The sequence below is a fragment of the Cytobacillus oceanisediminis genome, assembly GCF_022811925.1.
Classification (GTDB): domain Bacteria; phylum Bacillota; class Bacilli; order Bacillales; family Cytobacillaceae; genus Cytobacillus; species Cytobacillus oceanisediminis_D.
Window position 1 is genome coordinate 5252475 of record NZ_CP065511.1, and the last position, 21988, is coordinate 5274462.

Here is a 21988-nt window from a genome sequence, read left to right on the forward strand (position 1 = left end):
AGAAATCTATCAGTCACCCAGACTTTTAAAAAATCGAATATAAGATCACTGCCAGGAATAATACAGCCGTTGGCATCGCAACACTCAAGATGAAAATTGGCCAGTAGGCGCGTTTATGGGTTTCCCCGCATATCGCCCGGATCGTCGTTACGACATAGCCATTATGCGGAAGTGAATCCAGGCCGCCCGAAGCCAGTGCTGAAATCCTGTGCATCGCGCCAGGATCCAGGCCTTGGGCCATATACATAGGCGCCAGAATCGGAAGGGCAATCCCCAAACCGCCTGAAGCCGAACCTGTAATCCCGCAAATCAGCGTAACGGCTATCGCCAGTCCCATTAAGGGAGGTCCCGGAATATTGACCAGAGCATCAACGAATGTATCAAAGGCAGCAACCTGGGCGGCAACACTTCCAAAGCCCACAACCGCACACGTATTAGCCGCGGCGACTAAAGCATCTTGGGCACCCTTTGCCAAAGCCTCCCAAAATCCAACCAGGTATTTAATCATCAATACACATGCCAAAATGATTCCGCTCGTCAGGGAAATTAAAGCGGCAGCCGTTGACGAAGTAAAGTTGGCGGCTGTGTTCAAAATCGCAATAACAGAAGCCAGCGGCAATATCGCCATCAATACATGCGGGAAGTCCTTCCCTGAAGGAGCAGCATCAGGCCTTTGCATGGACAGCTCCGCTTCCAGAGCAGCCGCCGACTCATTTGCAGCACCGGCCGGCTGATTCGGCAAAGAAAATACCTCTCCATTTTGAACCGCTTTTTTCACCATTCGGCTTAGTAAAATACCGCCTGTTATCATTATGATTAATGCCATTAACACTCCAATGATTCCGCCCGCAGTCGGCTTCGTTCCGAAAAACTCAGTTGGAATCAGGTTTTGGATTTCCGGCGAGCCCGGTGCTGTCATCGTAAACGAAATCGAACCGAACACCAATGCGGCCGGGATAAAACGATGCGGCAGATTGGCCACTTTAAATAAGGAAACAGCAATTGGGTACACCGCGAAGCCTACGACAAACAAGCTGACGCCGCCATATGTCATAATTGCTGCTGCGGCCACGACAGCAAATACAGCTCTGGATGGGCCCAGTGTATCCTTAACCCAATTCGCAATACTGTCAGCCGCCTTGGTTACCTGCATAATTTTCCCGAAAACTGCCCCAAGCAGGAAGATTAGGAACCAGGAGTAAAAATAATTTGTAAAGCCTGTCATATAATGCTCTGTCAGGGCAGCCTCAAGATTAAGTCCTCCTGTAAGAGCAACCACAACTGCGCTGATGATGGCGGCAATAATTATATTTACGCCTTTCATTGTTAAATACATTAATAGAATCAGTGAAGCGATTAACCCCAGCATTCCAATCATCTGAATGTCCCCCTGTTACACTTTCTCTGTTTCAGAGGAAAACTGATATTCATAGCAAACATGGTATAACTCTTCCAGCTCGCTCTGAGTCGGCACTCTTGGATTGTTGCCAGGGCTGCCGCTGTCTATCGCATCTGTTGCCATTTTTTCTACAGCTGCCTTAAAAGCTTCTTCATCAATTCCCCATCCTCTTAAGTTAGGAATATTTAATTTCAAGCACAAATTCTTAACGGATTGAACAGCGATTTCAGCTGCTTCTTCTTTGGTAAGGCTTTCATTATCAGGCTGAAAAATTCGCCCGATATCTGCTAAGCGATCCACACATGCTTCCTGGCTGAATTCCAATACGGCCGGCAAAAGCATGGCATTCGAGATTCCATGCGGCACATGGAATAAAGCTCCAATGGGACGGCTCATTCCATGTACAAGGCATACGGATGCGTTTGAGAACGCCATTCCAGCTTGGAGAGAACCAAGGCTCATCGCCTCACGGGCATCGATATTTTGCCCCTCATTGTAAGCGGTTAAAATGTTTCCCACAATCAATTTCATTGCCGATATGGCCATCGTATCGGTCATCGGATGTGCTTTTTTGGACAGATACGCTTCAATGGCGTGGCTTAGTGCATCCACCCCTGTTGCGGATGTAACATTCTTCGGTGAAGATATCGTGAGTAAAGGATCCACAATCGCTGCACTTGGCATGAAGGCAGGCTGCTTGATCATCATTTTTACATCATTGGATGAGTTCGTGATGACTGTTACATCTGTTGCCTCAGAGCCTGTCCCAGCTGTCGTCGGAATGGCAATGTGAGGTACTGGTGCATTCTGGGCCAGTTTCTTTCCCCCCATATAATCGCCGATATAGCCGCCATTCGTAGCCAGAACGGCGATTGCTTTCGCCGTATCAATACAGCTGCCGCCCCCTACTGAGATGACGAGGTCACATTGTTCTTCTTGAAAAAGCGCCAATGCTTCTGCCACATACTCATCAGTTGGTTCAGATGCTACCCCAAGGTATACCTCGCTTTTTACTCCGGCTTCCTGAAGAAAGGTTCTGCATTCGCTTACATAACCAAGCTGATCCATTATTTTGTCACTGATTATTAATGCTTTTTTCCCTCTAAGCGCCGCTTCAGCCCCAACTTTTTCGGAAGATCCCCTTCCATAAAAGATTGCTTCCGGCACCCGGAAAACTGCTGGTTTCTCCATTGAACATTCCACCCCTTTTGTTCTATTACTTCTAAACTTGCAAGGAGCGTGCCAACTATGAAACACAGTAAAATCAGTGTTTTACTTCTGCAAAAGTGTAGTCACTACACTACAGATGTAGATTTTTTGTAGCGAAATCACTACACTTCATTCATGTTATTCCATGTTTTTTCAGCTTTTGGTAGAGGGTTGTCCGATGAATCCCAAGTAAATCAGCTGCCTTCGATTTATTCCCGCCCGCCTTTCTTAAGGCATCAAGAATCAATTCCGATTCTTTTTGGTTTCCCAGAAACTTGGCTTCTTCTATGGATCCGGCAGCTAATGAGGGTTCTTTCCCTTCCTTAGCAGAAGGTTCAGGCCTTTTCAGCACCTCCGGCAAATGATGATAGTCAATGACCTTCCCATCCGCCAGCGTTACCAGCTGCTCTACCGTATTGACCATCTCGCGAATATTCCCCCTCCATGGATGCTGTACAAATGCATTCACCGCTTCAGAGGTGAAGATTTTTCCTGGTACCTGATACCTCTCACAAATCTCTCTCAGATAATGGATCAGCAGGACGGGGATATCCTTTTTCCGTTCACGCAGCGGCGGGATGTGAAGCTGTATAATATTCAGCCGGTAGTATAGATCCTCCCGGAACTCCCCGGTTTCAATCATTTGCATAAGATCACGGTTTGTCGCTGCAATTACTCTGACATTGATCCGATACTTCTTCACACCGCCGACACGTTCGGCTTCTTTTTCCTGCAGAACCCGCAGCAGCTTGGTCTGCATGACAAGCGGCATCTCCCCGATTTCATCAAGAAAAATAGTACCGTTGTCTGCCAGTTCGAATTTTCCGGGCTTGCCGCCCTTTTTCGCGCCAGTGAATGCACCTTCTTCATAGCCAAACAATTCGGATTCGAATAAAGGCTCGGGAATCGCCCCGCAGTTCACACTGATGAACGGTCCGGTCGAAAAGGGGCTGAGGTGGTGGATGCTTTTCGCGAACATCTCTTTTCCCGTCCCGCTTTCACCCGTGATCAGAACAGTAGCCGCTGTCCTTGCCGCCTTCCGTGCCAGCCGCTTTACATTCGTAATCCCCTCACTTGTCCCTATGATCTGATCAATTGTAATCCGGCTATCACTTTCCTTTTTCTTTGTGAAAAGATCCGGCTTAGCATTTTGATTTTCCTGCAGCTTTTCATAGATTTTATATACTTCGGTTACTCCCTCAAAAATCAGCATTCCAATGGCCCCGGCAATCCTGCCTTCCTTCCAGAGCGGAATCCGGTGCACTACCATGTCATGCCCCTGGATGTTCTGAAGAACCCCGCGTTCGGCATTTCCGGTCTTTACCGTCTCATGAAGATGGGTGTTATCAATTACCTCTGTCACATGCCTGCCAATCGCATCCTCCCGTTTAATTCCGGTAAAACGGCTGTACGCTTCATTGAATTCCTGCAGGATGCCGTTTTCATCAACAACCGCTATCCCCTCATATGCACTTTCCAAAATTGCGCCCAGGGCACCATCTGCATTATGCTTCTGCCTCAGGTTATGCAGGTATTTGGAGAGCCCGTCAAGGATATCCCTGGCTGTCAGAATGCCTAGCAGTTTGCCATCTTTACCTATGACAGGAAGCTGATTATATGGCAGGGACAAAATATCAAGAATTGAATCATCTGGCCGGACAGCAGCCAAGTTCGATTTAGGAATACTGCCAATTAAGGCGTCCCCTGAATTGCCCTTGGCAAAGTAGTTAAGCAGCTTTCTTGATGTAATCATACCGATTAACCTATTCTTCTCATCCAGTACTGGCAGGCTTTCCAGATGAAGATCCACCATCATTTTTGCCGCTTCTGCCAGTGTTTGCCCCGGCTGAATACAAAAAGGGCTGGGTGTCATCCAGTTTTTCACTTGAAATAGTTCATCGTTATGTAAAGACATAGATTTAGGCATTTTGCCGCCTCCTCCAGTCGTAATTTTCTAAATTATAACACTATTTTATTGCAGTAAGTTGGATTGCCACTGTGAGAATGTAAAATGTGGGATTTATCAGTCATTCGGATATTTAGATAGGGATAAAATTTTGATTCTATCAGCCAAAATGAATATTTAACGTCATTCAGATACTTATCTCTCAACTAGAATCATAGGCGATCATACAATGGGGCAGAACTTAAGCAGAGTGAAAACGAAACAAAAAGTTGTCCAAGATGGCCTCCTTATTCTAATTATGAGGTACAGACAGATCCTACTACCTATGACTTCTATATCATTTTGAATATTTTAAATATTTTATATTTTTATACCCGAAATTTAATTGTATAATTTACCAGAATACTAGATTTAGGGAGGCGAAAGAGTTGAGGCAGTTAAAGAAATCTTTTGTTTTGCTAGCAACTTTATTTATGTTAACCGTTTCTTCTGCTGCATACGCAGAAAAACCAGGTCTTGAAGACTTCCCAGAACCTGAAGATAGGGAATCATGGGTTCTGCCCGAGGAGATGACTTGGGAAGATTACCGTCCCATTCCCGGAATCAATTGGAACAGCACCGATATTGAGCCGGAAAGGGTGCTGAGGGGAGCACTTGTCATTGTCGACTTTCCAGATCGGGAATTTATTTTAAGCCAGCCAGAGGGATCTGAAATAGCAGGGAACCCAATTGGTACAGGCAGCATTCCCCGTGATGAAATCGGCCAATTTTGGGTGGACTTTCTTAATAAGCCGCAGCCTCTGAATAACTATCGGACGATAAATGAATATTGGAGAGAAAATTCATATGGAAAATGGGCAGTGGAGCTGGATTCCTTTGGCACCTACCGTATGGATTTCAATGAATTTCAATATGGTTTAAATGAATTCGGACAGCAGGGAAATATGCCTGGTGAATACGCCGGAAAAAACTTAAGAGCAGAAGCCACTGCTAAAGCACAAGCTGACATCGAGGCTTCCGGCAAAGAGTACGACTTTACCTTTATCCTCCATGCCGGCTATGACGAATCAGGTGTCTGGCAGGAATTTGGAGAAATGATGTTCCAGACGGCAGAGGATGTATCAAAGGAATTCGGCCCTCCATTCGAAGGATTCCCTAATTCTGCTAATACACGCTATGTACCATGGACTTCCTGGCTTGCAGCAAAAAGCATCTGGTCCAGCGCAAGCCGCGGTGTCTCAATCCAAGGTGAAAATGATGGAATGGGCACGTTCGCTCATGAGTTTGGACATATTATGAATCTCGGAGATAATTACAATAACCCTTACGGAAAGCCTGTTTCCCGCTCCTACTCCGGACCATGGGAATTAATGAGCCGCGGGAGCTTCAATGGGCCTGCGGGGCCGCATACAAGATGGATGGTACTTCCTACCCTGGGTGGATCTGCACCATCACATCATATGCTCCGCAACAAAATCAAACAAGGGTTTTTATCTGAAGACCAGTACCTGAACATCAACCGCGAAGACTTGGCTGAATCTGGACCTGTGTTTGCTGATATCCTGGCACGGGCCGTTCCGGCAGGAGAAGAATTTGGCCGCAGCGGGCTTCACGGCATAAACATCAGCATGGAGGACTTAACGCCAAAAAACTCTCTGGAAGATGATTGGCGTGCAGATATGCAGCGCGGGGAAAAGTGGTACAACAACTATACGGTAGAAGTTGTGGATCGCGTAGGGTTCGACTCCTTTACTCCTGATTCCGGTGTCCTTCTTGCCAAAACAAAAAATACAGAAGCAGCGCCAAACATTTGGGTCATCGATTCTCATTCAGAAGATATTAACCAGGTCGATTTTAAGCGTCCAGATGGGACAGAAGCCATGTACTCAAAAGGGGATTACCGGCAGCTTTCCGATTCCCTTTTCAAAGCAGGTACAGCAGAGGGCGTTGTGAGCGAATATAAGGACGAGCACAACCGACTTCATTTCTATATTTTAAAAAAGAAACTGGATGACGAAGGTGCACTCTCTTACCGGGTCGCTGTCAGAAATATGGATGGTTCCGGTTCCTTCACTCGAGGCGTTACAGCCCAGAAAGGCAAGACCGAGTTTGCCGCTCCCGGCAAGGTCGCAGCCTATTACTTCAAGGTAACCAATACGGGTGAATCTGCGGATCTCTTCCGCCTTAATGCTAAAACAGAGGCTGGATGGGAGCTAATGCTTGAGAATAACGTGATTGAGGTACAAGCTGGGGAAACGGTGGAAGTTCCGGTCTACGTAAAAATTCCAAATACCAAGCCGGTACCGACAAACCTTACATTTACCACTGCATCTGAAACAGATTCGACCAAATCAGCAACTGCCATTCGAAGAATTGGGCCTGGTGCTGGAAAATAAAGATGAAGGGAGACCCAAATATTCTGGTGTCTCCCTTTTATTACGCGCTTACTGAACCCCTATCAGCACAGCCGCAACTAATGCTAGTGCACCAATCATCAGCCACCCTATGATAAGCTTCCAAATAAATTTTACCCATCGCTCATATGGGATACCCGCAACAGCTAAGTAACCCATCAGTGCTGCAGATGTTGGAATGATGGAATTTGTGATGCCGTCCCCATATTGAAAGGCAAGTACCGCTACTTGGCGCTCGATTCCCAGCAAGTCAGCAAGCGGAGCCATGATTGGCATGGTTGTAGCTGCCTGCCCGCTTCCCGAAGGAATAAAGAAGTTGATCACTACTTGAACAAAGAACATGCCAACAGCGTTTAATGTATTTGGGAGCGTGCTAATCACCGAAGCAAGCCCATTAATCATCGTATCAATGATCAGTCCGTTTTCCATCACAACCAGAATAGCCCTGGCAAATCCAACAATCAGTGCCCCAAATGCCACAAGCTTCATACCGTCAACAAAGGCGTCAAACATACGATTGATTCCAATGCCCCCAACGATGCCCGATGCAAAACCGATAATAATAAAGGATGCCGTCAGCTCCGTTAAATACCAGCTCCATTCAAAAACACCATACATATTGAAGGCGAGGCCGCCTGCAATAATCAGGAGTACGAGAGCATGACGAAGGTTGAATTCCTCAAATTGTCCAGCTGGCCGGTCCCTTTGCTTTTCTTTTTCCTTCATTTCAATATCATACATCACGCTTTTTTCAGGGTTATTTTTTACCTTTGCTGCATACCTCATGACATAAAAAATTGCCATTGAAAGAACGAAAATATAAACAGCAAATCGGAAGCCGATTCCGCTGAAAAGGGGAACTTCTGCAATGGACTGGGCGACCCCCACCGTAAATGGATTCATCATCCCTCCGATGAAACCGCTGGCTGCCCCGATGCTGATCATGGCTGTCCCGGTGATGGCATCATACCCCATCGCCCTTGCAATTGCGATTCCAATTGGCACAAAGATAATGCTTTCTTCCGCCATTCCCGTGGTAGCTCCTGCGATTGAAAAAATAATCATGGTAATAGGTATGAGCAGCTTTTCTCTCGTCTCCAGCTTCCTTACTGCCTTATGAATTCCGGCTTCAATCGTTCCGGTTTCACGGATAATCCCAAAAGCGCCCCCAACCAGGAAAATATAAAAGATGATGGTAGAGCCTTTAGACATGCCCTCCGGAATGGCTTTAAATAACTCAAAAAAACTAATGGGGTTTGATTCAACGACCTGATAGCTATCCTGAACCACTATTGTTCTTCCATCCTGTTCCACTCTTTCAAACTGTCCTGCTGGCAAAAGATAGGTGGCGATGGCTGCCAGAATAATGATGGCAAAGATGATGGCATACGTATGAGGAATTTTCCTTTTCTTTTCAGCCACAACCTCCTGATGGGGTGATTCTATTTTCATCCCGGTTCCTCCTTATCCTTTTTCAATAGAATCGTATTGAATGGTTAACTCTTTTAAAATTTCTTCATTAACCGTAATACCAAGTCCAGGCTTGCCACTCAAATGAACAAACGGAATCTCATACTTCAAATCACCAATGTCTTTACTGAATAATAATGGTCCTGTCAGTTCGGTACTGATAATATTCCTTCTCGAAATAGCTGCATGATAGCCTGCTGCTGAACCGATTGAGGACTCTACCATCGAACCAATCTGGCATTCGATTCCCGCATATTCAGCTGCTTTCGCCATATGGATAGCTGGATAAATACCGCCGCACTTCATGAGCTTTATATTAATTTTATCTGCGGCCTGATTTCGAATGATTTCAACAAGATCTTCACCGGAATGGATACTCTCATCCGCCATCAAAGGTGTGCTTGTTTTTTGTCTGATTTCTCCGAGACCATGAATATCGCCCATCTTAATCGGCTGTTCAATCCAGGAGACATTGAGGTGCTCAAGCAGTTTAATCGCCTGAAGTGATATAGAAACATTTCTCCAGCCCTGGTTGACATCCACTCTGATCGGAACTTCCATCCCAACCTGTTCCCGTACATAGGCGATTCGCTTGCAGTCTTCTAAATAATTTTTGCCTACTTTCAGTTTCAAAGACTGATAACCTTGTGCTATTGCCTCTTTAGCTTTATTTGCCATCACTGAAGGTTCTTCAATGCTGAGCACCTTGGGGTATGTAAGAGTTTCGTGATGCTTGCCTCCAAGCAAGTTATAAACGGGCTCCTGTTTGTATTTTCCCAGAAGGTCATAGCATGCGATATCAATGGCAGCTTTGGCAGAAGGATTAAAGCTTATAAGCTCATTCATCATTTGATGCAGACTCTCCATGTTAAGAGGAGAAAATCCGATGATAGCAGGCAAAAGCGTATGCTTCAGCAAAGAAGATGTGCTGTGAAAAGATTCTCCTGTTACATGTTCATCCGGAACCGCTTCCCCATAACCCAATAATCCATTATCCGTTTCAAGCCGAACAATAATGGATGGCATATAATCGTATGTTGCATATGAGATAATAAACGGTTCTTTTAAAGGTAAGTGGATCCCGAAGATTTCAGCTTTTACTATTTTCATAAAACCAGCCCTCACATTAAATTTTAGTTGTCGTTAAGGTGTCGCTAATTGGATATGCTTTATAATATACTGAAAATTCAGTAACAGTCAAGAAATACCTGGCTTTACCTTAGCCCTTTTAGCTTGCTGCCAGCTTGATATAATGAACGCGGCCGGCCCTGCTCATAGGGCTGTTCCTCCCCTGCCACCTGCAGTAATTGCTGATCCAAAAGCTTTTTTATCATTCTTTCAGCCGATCTTCTGCTGATGCTGAAATAATCGGCTAGCTGATGTGATGAAAATGGCCTAAATTCAATCACCTGCAGAAAATAAAGAAATCTTGAGAGGTTTTTGCTGCTCATTTTTAACTCGCTGCTTAATTTCTTCACCAAGGGATCTTCATTTTTCAAAGAATATCGCTCTTCGTTTTGAAATAGAGGACCAGTCAGCTTTTTTTCCTCATCCAATAAATAGACTGCTCCTTCACCAGGTTTCTTATCTGCAAAGTCCAATGCAGTGAGAGAGTGGGATTCTGCCTCTTTCACAGTGTATCCATACCCAATCCCAATTGAGGATTTCCTATTAATCGTTATCATTTCATAAAAAAAACCTGCAAGCTTTTGATTCAGTATCAGTGTTTGCAGTACTCCCCGATTGGAAAGAACGAGCTGAAGTCCTGAATCACTTGAGATGACCTTTGCTTGTATGGATTTTGCAAATTGTTTAATATTTTCATTTTCAGTGTTTTTAAAACAAACTGCCGCAACCTGCGAGTTTTTTGATTGGTTCAGCTCTGCAAGTGTAGTGGCCTTTTCAAGCCCCTCCTTTAATGTTGGAATCGATTGGACCATAAACATGGAGGGAATTCCTTTTTCCTGAAGCTGATCATAAACCGCATGAATGCTCGTTAAGGAAAATGCAGTTTTCTTCTGCTCATATAAATTAGCGTGAAATGTGACGAATTCTTCTATCGATAACTCTTTTTCTTCCAGAAAATCATATATCCAAGGATACTCTTTTACATAGATTACACTCTCTGCAATTCCGGCCTCACTTAAAACTCCTTCCAAGAATTCTCCTCTCGGCAAATCGATGGATACCTCGCTCAGCTTAAGAGAATGATGGTAATGGATAGACAACAATGATAACGCTACCATATTTTCATTAAAAGAAAGATAGCTGGACCCTATAGGGTACCGATTTAAAATTTTCTTGGCATAGCGATAAGGAATGATGCCTGAAAACATCAAAAAATTACACTCCTTAACCGCACACTCTATCAGAGCATCTAACTCCCTGGGAGAAGTGTATGTATAAGAAACTATTTTAAAAGTTGAGTAAAGCCTATAGTATTTGCTGATTTCATCAATAAATTGCTGGGAACCCACAATACCGATTGATAACAAATAAATCACCTGCTTTGCCTATATCGATATTTTGATATTATCACATATTTCAATTACCTTATAATCCTACTCAATCAAGTATTTCCTTTAAATGTTGGTATAAATTTTTCCCAATGCTGATTTTCATCAAAGAAAACACGTCTTAAAATATTCGAAAAATACCACTGCAGCAATGTCTATGGCAGTCCAAAATACTTTCTTTTAAAGAAAGACAGAGGGCATAAACCTTTCTCTCATCCGAAAATGTAGTGTTTGCAGGGGTTTCCTGGGTTCAATCAAACGTTTGATTGATTTTACTTTGCCAAAGCAAAAAGGCCCGGCAGTAAAATTCACTGCCAGGCCGCTAATGCAGGTTTTTTCTTTCTGAAAGAACCAACCTTAAACAATTAAGTATCTAAAAACGTCTTTCCCTTCAGCTGATTCAATGTCACAACAAAGTCGTGCAGCAGTTTGTAGGAATTCTCCATATCATCCAAGTCGACCACTTCAATTGGTGTATGGGTATAGCGGGACGGGATCGAGATCACACCCGTTGTGACGCCTTTATTTGTCATATGTATGGCTCCAGCATCAGTTCCGATTCCCATGAAGACTTCATGCTGATATGGAATATTCCCTTCTGCCGCCACTTTTTCGAGGTGCTGAGTGACAAGCGGGTGGGCAATCAGTGATTTATCAGCGATTTTGATGCAAGGGCCATTGCCAAGGATTCTCGTGCCTGTCATCAGGACATCAAATGTGTCGCTGGTTGGCGTTGTATCAAGTGCCAGCGCAAAGTCAGGATCTACGGCAGCAGATACAACGGAAGCCCCTCTCAATCCAACTTCCTCCTGAACAGTAAAAGCCCCGTAGATGTCGCCATGCTGTGCCCCATTTCCTCCGATATTTTGAAGTAAGCGGATCAATAAGGCACAGCCTGCCCGGTCGTCCAAAGCTTTGCCAATAACGCGGTTATTTCCTATTTTTTTGAACTCTGTGCCATAGCTGATGGGCTGTCCAACCTTTATTCCCATTTCCACGGCTTCTTCTGCTGTACTGGCTCCGATATCAATATAAAGATCACGGTGGCTGGATATGCGCTTTGGATCATCCCATTTCACATAGTGGGCTGAAATGGTTCCAATCACTCCATCCACAATGCCTTTTTCAGAACGGACCTTAACTGGCAATGATAAAAGAATACGGTCATCGAATCCGCCTAATTTCTCAAATCGAATTAACCCATTGTCTTCAATCTTTTTGACAATAAACCCAATTTCATCGGTGTGAGCTGCAATGACTAAAGAAGGAAAATCCGGGTTATTCCCTTTCTTTTTCACAATCAGGTTCCCTACTGAATCAACGTGATATTCATCCACATAATCCTTCACTTCATTTAAGATAAATCTTTGAACATCCTGTTCAAAACCGCTGGGACCAACAATATCACACAAGCCTTTCAATAATTCATACACAGTGAAACCCTCCCTTAAATATGAAAAGAGTCCCCCACAAACGCAGGGGCTCTGGCTGTTAATTCGTCAAGTAAACCTTCGTAAAATCATCATCTTCCATTGGGTGTGCAGTGAATCCCTGGACATAGGCTGCCATTGCGATTGGCGGTGTTGTATGTGCAAGCGTCACCCACGGGGCATCTTCATGAAAAATTTCCTGAGCCTGCTGGTAAAGCTTTGCCCGTTCGTCCTGGTCAAATGTTACACGGGCATCCTGCAGAAGCTTTGTAAATTCCTCATTTTCATAGAAAGCACGGTTGCTGGCAGGTTTCTCCGTATTTGTTGCACTCAGGTTCGGGAACAGGAAGTTATCCGGATCTGCCATAACGCCTGTCCAGCCATATAAGCCCATTGGATGTTCCCCGTTTCCAGACTTTTGAAGGTACGTTGCCCACTCATAAGTAACGATTTCGGCTTCGATGCCAACTTTCTTCAGATCTGACTGGATGGCTTCTGCCACCTTCATTGGCTGCGGCATATACGGCCTTGGGTTGCTCATTGCCCAAAGCTGGGTTTTGAATCCATCTGGATATCCTGCTTCTGCCAATAGTTTTTTCGCTTCTTCCACATTGAATTTGTAGTCTTCAATGCTGTCATTGTAGCCCCAAAGCACAGATGGGAATGGATTTTTCGCTACCTCTGCATAGCCATTATAGAAAGCATCCACAATGGCTTGTTTATCGATTGCCATATTTACTGCCTGACGTACTTTTACATCATCGAAAGGTGCCATTTGTGTATTCAGAACCATATAGCCGATGTTAAAGCTAGGGCGCTTGACAAGACTTAAGTTTGAATCAGCTTCAATAGTCGTGGCATCATCCGGATTTAATCCATCGATGATATCGACTTCACCAGCTTGAAGAGCAGTCAGGCGTGAAGAATTCTCCGGAATTACACGGAAAATCAGCTCATCCAGATAAGGACCTTCACCTGCATAATTTTCATTTTTCTTAAGGACGATTTTGTCATTGGTTTTCCAGCTATCAAATACGAACGGGCCTGTTCCCACTGGATTTTGATAGAACTTGTCACCATACTTTTCAATCGCCGCCGGACTTGCAATTCCAAACATAGGAATAGCCAAATAGCTGATAAATGGAGCTGTCTTTTCAGTTAATTTAAACTCTACTGTTGATTCATCAACTGCTTTTACATACTCGATCTTATGGTTCGGGTCTCCTTTAAAGCCCCCGTACAAGAAAGGGTAGTATGGAAAATCCCCTTTGTGGTAGGGGTTTTCAGGATCCATCCACCGATCGAAGTTGAACACGACAGCTTCCGCATTAAAATCGGTTCCATCCTGGAACTTGATGCCCTTTTTCAGTGTAATGGTCCATGTCAGTCCATCGTCAGAGACTTTGTGAGACTCCGCTAATCCCGGCTGGACTTCAAGATTTTCATCATATACAAACAGTGTTTCAAAAATATTGCTTGTTACACGGATGGATTCACCATCTGTTACATTGATGGGATCCAGCCCAATCGCATCAGCACCGCGGGCATAAATTAAGGAACCGCCCTCTTTTGGTTCACTGTTGCCTGATGCTTTTTCACTGCCTCCAGAACATGCTGAAAGCAGTAATGAAAGAATCAGTAAAATGCTTAAAACTAATGAAGACTTGCCTTTCATCGGTATTTTCCCCCTTGTGTTTTTTATGTAAGCGGAGCTGAAAGAGTACAGTCCGCTATTTCCCTTAGTAAATAGAAAAATTACTGATTAGATTTTATTTTTAGATTTTTCATATTTTTTAATAAAAATTAGTATATCTTAGATTAGCGAAATATTCTACTATATTTTTAGAGTCGAAATTTTTATTATTGGTATTTATCCTATTCAGCTTCTTCAACATATATATTGTAAACGTTTACATAACTTTTCGGTTTTTTATAATAATTTTATTTATCGTTTATTAGTTAAATAAAACTATCATTTGGAAACTAATAAATATATGGTTAGTGTCCTTGCAGCATAAGAAAAGACTGCCCCAGTCAGCCTGAGCCAGTCTTTTATCTATCATTTATGAAAGTTCACATTCTCTTTTGCCTCACCAAACATCACAGATGTCTGGCTGGGTTTCGTTTCAGCAATTACTTTTCCATTTCTTATGGAATACTTGATAGCCGCCTGACGCCTGATCGCTTCATACTCATTTTCCGCATCAAGAATGATCAGGTTGGCCGGTTTCCCCTCTTCAATTCCATATTTCTCTTCAATATTTAATGTTTTGGCACTGTTATTTGTAATCAAGTCAAATGAGTTAACAATTTGTTCGTAGCCCATCAGCTGTGACACATGAATGCCCATGTGGAGCACCTGCAGCATATTGCCGGTGCCAAGCGGATACCATGGATCGAAGATATCGTCATGGCCGAAGCTTACGTTAAGCCCTGCTTCGAGCAGTTCTTTTACTCTTGTAATCCCCCTGCGCTTCGGATACGTATCAAAGCGTCCCTGCAGATGGATGTTTACGAGCGGGTTGGCTACAAAGTTAATGTTTGATAGCTTTAACAATCTGAATAGCTTGTAAGTATAGGCATCATTATACGAGCCCATTGCCGTTGTATGGCTGGCTGTTACCCGGCTGCCCAATCCACGTTCATAGGCTTCCGCAGCCACAACTTCCACAAAGCGCGACTGTTCATCATCGATTTCATCGCAATGGATATCGACAAGGCGGTCATATTTTTCTGCAAGATCAAAGGCCGTTTTCATTGAAGCAACGCCGTACTCCCTTGTGAACTCGAAATGAGGAATGCCTCCTACCACATCAGCCCCCATTTTCAGCGCTTCCTCCATGAGCTCTGCGCCGCTTGGATAAGAATTGATTCCCTCCTGCGGGAAGGCTACAAGCTGCAGGTCCACATAGTCAGCCATTTCTTCTTTTACTTCCAAAAGTGCTTTTAATGCAGTCAGACTGGGATCTGTTACATCTACATGGGTGCGGACATGCTGGATTCCCTGTGCAATCTGCCATTTCAGTGCCGTTTTGGCCCTTGTTTTTACATCTTCATGTGTCAGGGTTTCTTTTCTTTGTGCCCATCTTTGAATGCCTTCAAATAATGTTCCGCTCTGGTTCCATTCTGGCTCTCCGGCTGTCAGGGTAGTATCCAGGTGAATATGGGGCTCGATGAAGGGTGCCGAAACCAGGGATCCTGCAGCATCAAGGATTTCCTGGCCTGATTCCGCTTCCCCTTGTGATAAGCTATGAATCTTTCCGTCTTGTATCGCTATATTCCATAAGCCTTCCCGGCCTCTTAGTTTTGCATTTTTAATAATCACTTCTTAATTCCCCTTCCCTGACTGAATTTTTGCCTTGCAAAGAAGCAGCCAATTTTGATACCAGGACAAATGTTACGGCTGATCCTAACAGCGAGTTGATTGGCGGGATTCCCGGCACAAAATTTGCCGCAGCCACGCCGGCTGCCCAGGCTAGGATGGCGATCCAGTTTACAGCCTTAAACTTCATATCTGCAAACTTCTTATACTCTCCACGATTCACGATAAAGTAATCTGCTAAGATGATAGCCCCGATGGATGGCAGCGTTGATCCCAGAATCGTCAGGAACCCGACAAAGTTGTTGTACAGCCACATGGCCGCAATTGTTCCAACAATCCCGTTGAAGATGACGACCTTTCCTTTTCGGATCTTTAAAATGCTGGCAAACCCTAAGCCTGATGCATATAAAGCGTTATCGTTCGTTGTCCAGATATTTAAGCCAAGAACCAGAATCGCCGGGAAAATCAGCTTTTGGATGAACATGACTTCTGAAATATCAGATTGCCCTGTTGCGATTGCACCAATTGCACCGAAGAGGAACATGATAGAGTTTCCGATGAAGAAGGCGATGACTGTCGATACTACTGCTGAACGTTTTGTATTTGAGAATCGCGCGAAGTCAGGAGTGAGCGTGCCCGCACTGATAAACGAGCCGACGCAAATCGTTAAAGCCGCTGCCAGACTAATGGCCTCTGTTGGCTGATATTGCATAAGTCCTTCCAGGCCGCCTGCTGTTTCTGTCGCTTTAAAAACGGAGAAGCTTCCTAGAATAGTGATTAAAGGGACTGCTACGAAGCTCAGAATTGCCAGTGCCTTCATGCCGAAGAAGGCTGTGCCTGTCATTAGCAGACCTGCTACTGCAATCAGGAGATACGCATCAATTCCTGTTACTTTTTGAACCGGCAGCGCAAACATCGCAACACCAACTCCAAACCAGCCAACCTGAGTTGCAGCCAGTAAAAAGGATGATAGGTAAGATCCTTTTTCACCGAAGGCATAGCGGGTGAGCAGGTGTGTTGATAAGCCAGTTTTTGCGGCGATATAAGCAAGGGCTCCTGTATAAGCACCTAAAATCAAGTTGCCTGCCAGAACGATTCCTATAAATTGAATGAAGGTTAATCCTGTTCCAAGTGTTCCGCCAGACCACATGCTGGCTGAGAAGAAGGTCAGACCGAGCATCACCACAAGCATTTTCCAAAAACCATTGCGATGCCCTTGAGGTACCGCTTCTAACGAAAAATCCAAATCTACTTTTTTCATACCAATTCCTCCAATCGAGTTTTGAAACTGGTACCGAAGGATCTTCACTAGAAAAGCGCAGAGCGCCTGCTCATCGGCCTCAAGCTTAAGACAAGCGCTGGCAGAAGGCGTTTTTTGCCTTCAGAAGCGATTGACTTAAGACCTCGAGCCGATGGCGCTCGGAGCTAGACAGTTATCGAAGTTAGAAGCAATACCTTCTTAATCATTCGGGAAAAGAAAAAGGCTTCTCGCCGTTTTCCGACAAGAAGCCTTTTTCCTGCATGAAGAACCCATGGGCAGGCTGCACCTCACCCATTGGTATCATACTTCCGCTGTCCTTGTCAGCCTCACGGGACTGATTTAAAGGTACCAGTATTTAATTGTCTATTATTATTTCAAAAATATAGGAACCTGTCAACTCTGTGTTTCAGGATTTATGCTCCAATCTGAAAAAGAGGGTTTTTTTATACACAATTTTTAATCTGCGCCTGCCATATCGGTCACTCCGCAAGAAATCAACTTCATACTATCAGCATAGTAAAAACCAATGGATCTTTCACGAAGAAAATGTGGAAGCATATTCGAGATCAAGTCTCCAAATGCCAGCGCTAATATTCTAGCTGCCAAGCCATTAACCCGTGCGTTTAAGGCTTTGTTCAAGAAGTACCAACTGACTTTTTGAATTTGTTACCATCATCTAGTTTCGACAATATTATCCCCTCTTTCCCAGGAAATGATTTATTTCTACACAATAAAAAACAGGATTTGACTGCTTGATAAAAGAGCTGCCATCCATGAGGAAGCAGCTCCGATTATTTATATCGTTTGTTCAATAGCAATTGACGGACGTCTTTTCCCATAACCAGTAACCTGTTCAAAGGCCCGCCCAATTCTTAACACTTCAAAATCAGCTCTGTGCCGCCCCACGATTTGCAGACCGATTGGAAGTCCATCTGCTGTAAATCCGCTCGGGATTGAGACAGCTGGGTTTCCCGCAGCAGAAATATAATAGCAGGATCGCATCCAATCAATGTAGTTTTCCATTCTGACTCCGTTGATTTCTTTTGGGTATTCAATATTTACATCAAATGCCGTCACCTGGCTGACTGGCAGGATAAGTGCATCATACTGATTAAAGAATTCAGCCATACGGTTATATAGAAGCGCACGGAGCCTCTCTGCTTTCCCTACATCCGGGCCGCTTAGGCTTCTGCCCTTTTCAATGTTCCAGATGACACTCGGTTTAATCATTTCACGGAATCGCTCAAAGATTTCAGAATAAGATAGCTCGAACTCCCATGCTCGAAGCACTTGGAAAACTTCGTCTGCTTCCGTTAAATCCGGGCATGCTTCTTCCACTATGCACCCAAGATCCTCAAAGACTTTTACCTGTTCTTCAAGGTTGCTTCTCACCTCCGGCTCGACTGGAAGAAGACCTCCAAAGTCAGCAGAATACGCTATGCGCAAACCCTTAATATCAAGCTGAACCGGCTCCAGGAACTTGGATCCTGGCTCTTCAATGGAAAGCGGGGACTGTCCATCAGGTCCGGCAATCACGGACAGCATAAAAAAGGCGTCATCTACATTCCGTGTTATTGGCCCCTGCACAGCCAGAGGCGAATAGAGCGCGGTTCTTGAAAGTGGGATGCGCCCAGGGGAAGTTCTCAGCCCAACCACATTGTTAAAGCTGGCAGGGTTCCGCAGCGATCCGCCCATATCGCTTCCATCTGCAAAAGGGATCATTCCGCTTGCCACTGCAGCAGCTGCTCCCCCGCTGCTTCCGCCCGCTGATTTGCTTAGATCATATGGGTTTTTGGTAGCGCCAAACAGCTTATTGAAGGTATGAGACCCTGCAGCAAATTCAGGAACGTTTGTTTTTCCAATCACTATCGCTCCTGCCTTCCGCAATCTTTCAACAATCAGATCATCCACACTTGGATAATTGTCCCGGTAGATTAGGGATCCGCTTGTTGCCGGAAAGCCAACAGCATTGTGAGTATCCTTAATCGCGATGGGCAGTCCGTGGAAAGGGCCGGCCGGCTTTCCTGCATCCAGCATTTCATCCGCCTTGACTGCTTCCTTTAACGACAGTTCCTCATTAAGAGATACGATCGCATTCACCTTTGGATTTACACGCTGAATTTGTGCCAGGTGAGCTTCCATTACCTCCCGTACAGATAATTCCCGATTCTGTATAGCCTTGGCAAGATTGCGTGCAGAATCAAAACAAATATCTTTTCCCATTTCATACAGCTCCCCACTTTTATATTTTGACTCAAAAAAATCCCCTTCCATTTTTTATCTAAGCTGAAGGGGAAAAAAGTCTGCTAAAGATGTTATGAAGACTTAATCGGATGCGCCGCCTTTTGATTTTTCAATAAATAGAACGACCGCAATGGTAATGGCTACACAAAGAACGATTTTGATCAAACTAAAAATCGGCGCAAACAGCACAGCCATGCCGATCACAAAAGCAACCAATCCATACAAAGGCTTTTTAAGGGCAAACTGTCCCAAAACTCCTCCGTAAATGGCAGGAAGAATAAACTGAAGGGCATTTTGCACGGACTGCGGGATAATAGTCAGGATATATGAACCACTTAACACGACCGCGATGATAATGACAATGTTTGTTAAGGAAGCGACAGCAATGCCCAGAGTGCCTGCAACCTCTGCTTTTTTTGTACCGGGCTCAGCTCCAATCGACTCTTGGGCTGCAGCTGAACATGGAAGGCACATATTGGCAATATTCCCGGTCAAAAACGCAATATAGGTTCCGGATTTTCCCAGGACCGGATAATACGTAATAGGCTCAAGAAACCACATGATCCCTATAAAGGCTGCATATCCGATCAATCCTCCTGCAATGGCTCCCCAGCCTGGATGGTAGCCCAGTATGAATGAAAAATAGATTGGTGGCACAAACGACATCACAATCAGCATCCAAAGAGTGGTTTGCCCCCAAAAATCGGACTTCGCATGGAATCCCTGCATGCTCATGGTTGTTTGTTTTATCTCAATATTTGCTTCCGTCACTCCAGCTTTCGTCGGTACAGTCATGGTACATCCCCTTTCTTAAATAAGTGTTGTCAGATAGCTGATAGTCAAAGCGATGACAAGCGAAATCCCAAGTGCCCATTCCTGGAGCCACCGGATTTCCCGCTTTTTTGCAAATGTAAGAATAAGCATCATTGATACGCCGGCAGCAATGGCAGCAACCGTCTCACTATATCCCTTCACCATTTGCTGGCTGGCAAGATAAGCAAATGCCCCGAGCATCGCCGCTGTCGACACGATTGTCATCATTTTGGCATTCTTGCTGACAATTTTCTTTTCCACTTTCCCCAGTGATTTTGTAGCAAGAGCCGTAAAAATCAGCCAGCCTGTTCCGCCAAGGCACATGGTCCAAACAACCGTTGTAAATGCCGCCAAACCAAAATCAGGTGAATTCAATTCTACTCCATATGCATTTGCCCCAATTCCTGCTGCGGTCAATTCAGTTGCAGCGGAGCCTATGATTCCTATCCTCATCAATGTGAACGGACCGCCCAGGACGGCAATAAGAGATATAATGACCACTGCAATCCCGAATGAAGGTCCTAAACTGCTGATAAAACCGGTTCTCAATGCCCTTTTTGTCTCTTCCTTCGTCATTCCTATATTAGGAGCTGTCCGGGAAGCAATCCGGATGAAAATCAGAGCCTGAAAAATGACAATGGCGACTACGATGCTGGCAAAAATCCATACAGGGGCACTATTGGCAAACCTTAAAACCTCTTCCATACAAATGACCTCCCATTTTTTTAATTGGACTGAACTTCAGCAGTCTTTTTTTCAACAGCAGATTTATCAGAAAGATAATCAAACACAGCGGATATAAACACCTTGCCAATATCAAGCATAGAACGCTCATCCACATCAAAACGCGGATGATGGTGCGGGAATTCCTCTATCTTTTCCGAATTCCCTCCAACAAAGAAGAAGGTGCCGGGAACCTTTTGCAGATAATAAGCAAAATCCTCCATCCCCATTTGGGCAGGCATGTGAATGACATTTTCTTCACCTACAAGCTTTCCTGCCAGCCTTTCAATCCTTTTTGTTTCACCTGGATGATTTTTTACAGCCGGATAGCCTCTGACATATTCATACTTGGCGGTTGCCCCTATAGCCTTACAGGTCGAATGGGCAATTTCCCCTATCAAACTTTCAATCATGCTGCGGACATCTTCATCAAACGTCCGGACTGTTCCGGTAATCCTGGCTTTGTCTGGAATAACATTAAATCCGGTACCGCTATTAAAAGCGGCTACAGACACGACTGCCGTTTTCACAGGATCCACTTTCCTTGCCACAACCTGCTGCAGATTTGAAATTAGCTGGCTACCTGCTGCAATTGGATCAACAGTCAAATGAGGCGTTGCAGCATGTCCGCCTTTCCCAAATATATTAATCTCAAAGGTATCTCCCGCTGCCATGGCATCGCCTTCCCTCACGCCGACTGTGCCTGTCGGATTTGTAGACCAGACATGAGCCCCATAGATTACATCTGCCCCATCAAGACAACCGTCTTCAATCATCGACTTGGCCCCGCCGGGAATCACTTCTTCAGCAAATTGGTGAATAAACAGGACATTTCCTTCCAGCTGATCTTTCACTTCGGATAATATTTTGGCGACACCCAGGAGAGCGGCGGTATGGATATCATGTCCGCAAGCATGCATAACCCCTGGAATACGGGATTTATACTCCACTTCATTTTCTTCCTGAATCGGGAGGGCATCAAAATCAGCACGCAATGCAACCGTCTTGCCAGGCTTTTCGCCTTTCAATAATCCAGTTACCCCTCTGCCGCCAACATTTCTTCTTACTTCCAATCCCAGATTCTCAAGGAAGCTCGCTACTTTCTCAGGAGTATTTACTTCCTGATGGGAAAGCTCCGGATACATATGAAGATCTCTTCTAAAACTCACCATCTCCGGATAAATTTCCTGCAATCTTTCAAAAAGCTTTTCTGACATTTTCTTCATCTCCTTTAAAAATATTTAAATATTATAAATAATCTGCAAAAACATAAATTTAAAA

15 protein-coding genes are annotated in these 21988 nt (G+C 44.5%); 1 reads left to right on the forward strand and 14 read right to left on the reverse strand.

The genetic code is table 11. From position 1 onward, the window contains the following. Positions 1-25: 25 nt before the first annotated feature. The 3 genes from IRB79_RS26330 to IRB79_RS26340 form a co-directional block, all read right to left on the reverse strand. The gene (locus IRB79_RS26330; protein WP_243506077.1) at positions 26-1378 is read right to left on the reverse strand and encodes a GntP family permease; all 1353 of its coding nucleotides are present in this window, start codon (positions 1376-1378) and stop codon (positions 26-28) included. Between the two features lie 15 nt (positions 1379-1393). Next, on the reverse strand, positions 1394-2590 hold the full coding sequence (locus IRB79_RS26335) for an iron-containing alcohol dehydrogenase (protein ID WP_243506078.1): 1197 nt from the start codon (positions 2588-2590) through the stop codon (positions 1394-1396). A gap of 151 nt (positions 2591-2741) precedes the next feature. Beyond that, a complete protein-coding gene (locus IRB79_RS26340) occupies positions 2742-4535 on the reverse strand; it encodes a sigma 54-interacting transcriptional regulator (protein ID WP_243506079.1) in 1794 nt (597 codons plus the stop codon). 407 nt (positions 4536-4942) lie between these two features. On the opposite strand from IRB79_RS26340, the gene IRB79_RS26345 reads away from it, so the two are divergent. Next, positions 4943-6910, forward strand: a complete 1968-nt coding sequence (locus tag IRB79_RS26345; RefSeq protein ID WP_243506080.1) for a M6 family metalloprotease domain-containing protein — start codon at positions 4943-4945, stop codon at positions 6908-6910. Between the two features lie 48 nt (positions 6911-6958). On the opposite strand, the gene IRB79_RS26350 is transcribed toward IRB79_RS26345, so the two are convergent. From IRB79_RS26350 to IRB79_RS26400, 11 genes are all read right to left on the reverse strand, one after another. Then, a complete protein-coding gene (locus IRB79_RS26350; RefSeq protein WP_243506081.1) occupies positions 6959-8380 on the reverse strand; it encodes a YfcC family protein in 1422 nt (473 codons plus the stop codon). Between the two features lie 12 nt (positions 8381-8392). Beyond that, a complete protein-coding gene (locus tag IRB79_RS26355) occupies positions 8393-9508 on the reverse strand; it encodes a mandelate racemase/muconate lactonizing enzyme family protein (RefSeq protein WP_243506082.1) in 1116 nt (371 codons plus the stop codon). A gap of 104 nt (positions 9509-9612) precedes the next feature. Beyond that, the gene (locus IRB79_RS26360) at positions 9613-10737 is read right to left on the reverse strand and encodes a hypothetical protein (RefSeq protein ID WP_243506083.1); all 1125 of its coding nucleotides are present in this window, start codon (positions 10735-10737) and stop codon (positions 9613-9615) included. A 542-nt stretch (positions 10738-11279) separates the two neighbouring features. After that, positions 11280-12347, reverse strand: a complete 1068-nt coding sequence (locus IRB79_RS26365; protein WP_243506084.1) for a M42 family metallopeptidase — start codon at positions 12345-12347, stop codon at positions 11280-11282. Between the two features lie 58 nt (positions 12348-12405). Further along, entirely contained in the window at positions 12406-14019 is a 1614-nt protein-coding gene (locus IRB79_RS26370; protein ID WP_243506085.1) for an ABC transporter substrate-binding protein, read from the reverse strand. Between the two features lie 384 nt (positions 14020-14403). Further along, a complete protein-coding gene (locus IRB79_RS26375) occupies positions 14404-15669 on the reverse strand; it encodes a cytosine deaminase (RefSeq protein WP_243506086.1) in 1266 nt (421 codons plus the stop codon). Beyond that, complete coding sequence (gene codB / locus IRB79_RS26380; RefSeq protein ID WP_243506087.1) at positions 15659-16927, reverse strand: cytosine permease; 1269 nt, start codon at positions 16925-16927, stop codon at positions 15659-15661. Before codB ends, IRB79_RS26375 begins: the two co-directional genes overlap by 11 nt. A 795-nt stretch (positions 16928-17722) precedes the next feature. Continuing rightward, positions 17723-19150, reverse strand: a complete 1428-nt coding sequence (locus IRB79_RS26385; protein WP_243506089.1) for an amidase — start codon at positions 19148-19150, stop codon at positions 17723-17725. 102 nt (positions 19151-19252) lie between these two features. Beyond that, positions 19253-19966: a small-conductance mechanosensitive channel gene (locus tag IRB79_RS26390; protein ID WP_243506090.1), complete on the reverse strand. Its 714-nt coding sequence runs from the start codon at positions 19964-19966 to the stop codon at positions 19253-19255. 15 nt (positions 19967-19981) lie between these two features. Continuing rightward, positions 19982-20689 carry a DUF5058 family protein gene (locus IRB79_RS26395; RefSeq protein WP_243506091.1) on the reverse strand — a complete coding sequence of 236 codons (708 nt, stop codon included), beginning with the start codon at positions 20687-20689 and terminating at the stop codon, positions 19982-19984. Between the two features lie 20 nt (positions 20690-20709). Further along, positions 20710-21924, reverse strand: coding sequence for a M20 family metallopeptidase (locus IRB79_RS26400; protein WP_243506092.1), 1215 nt, complete (start codon positions 21922-21924; stop codon positions 20710-20712). Positions 21925-21988: the final 64 nt, after the last annotated feature.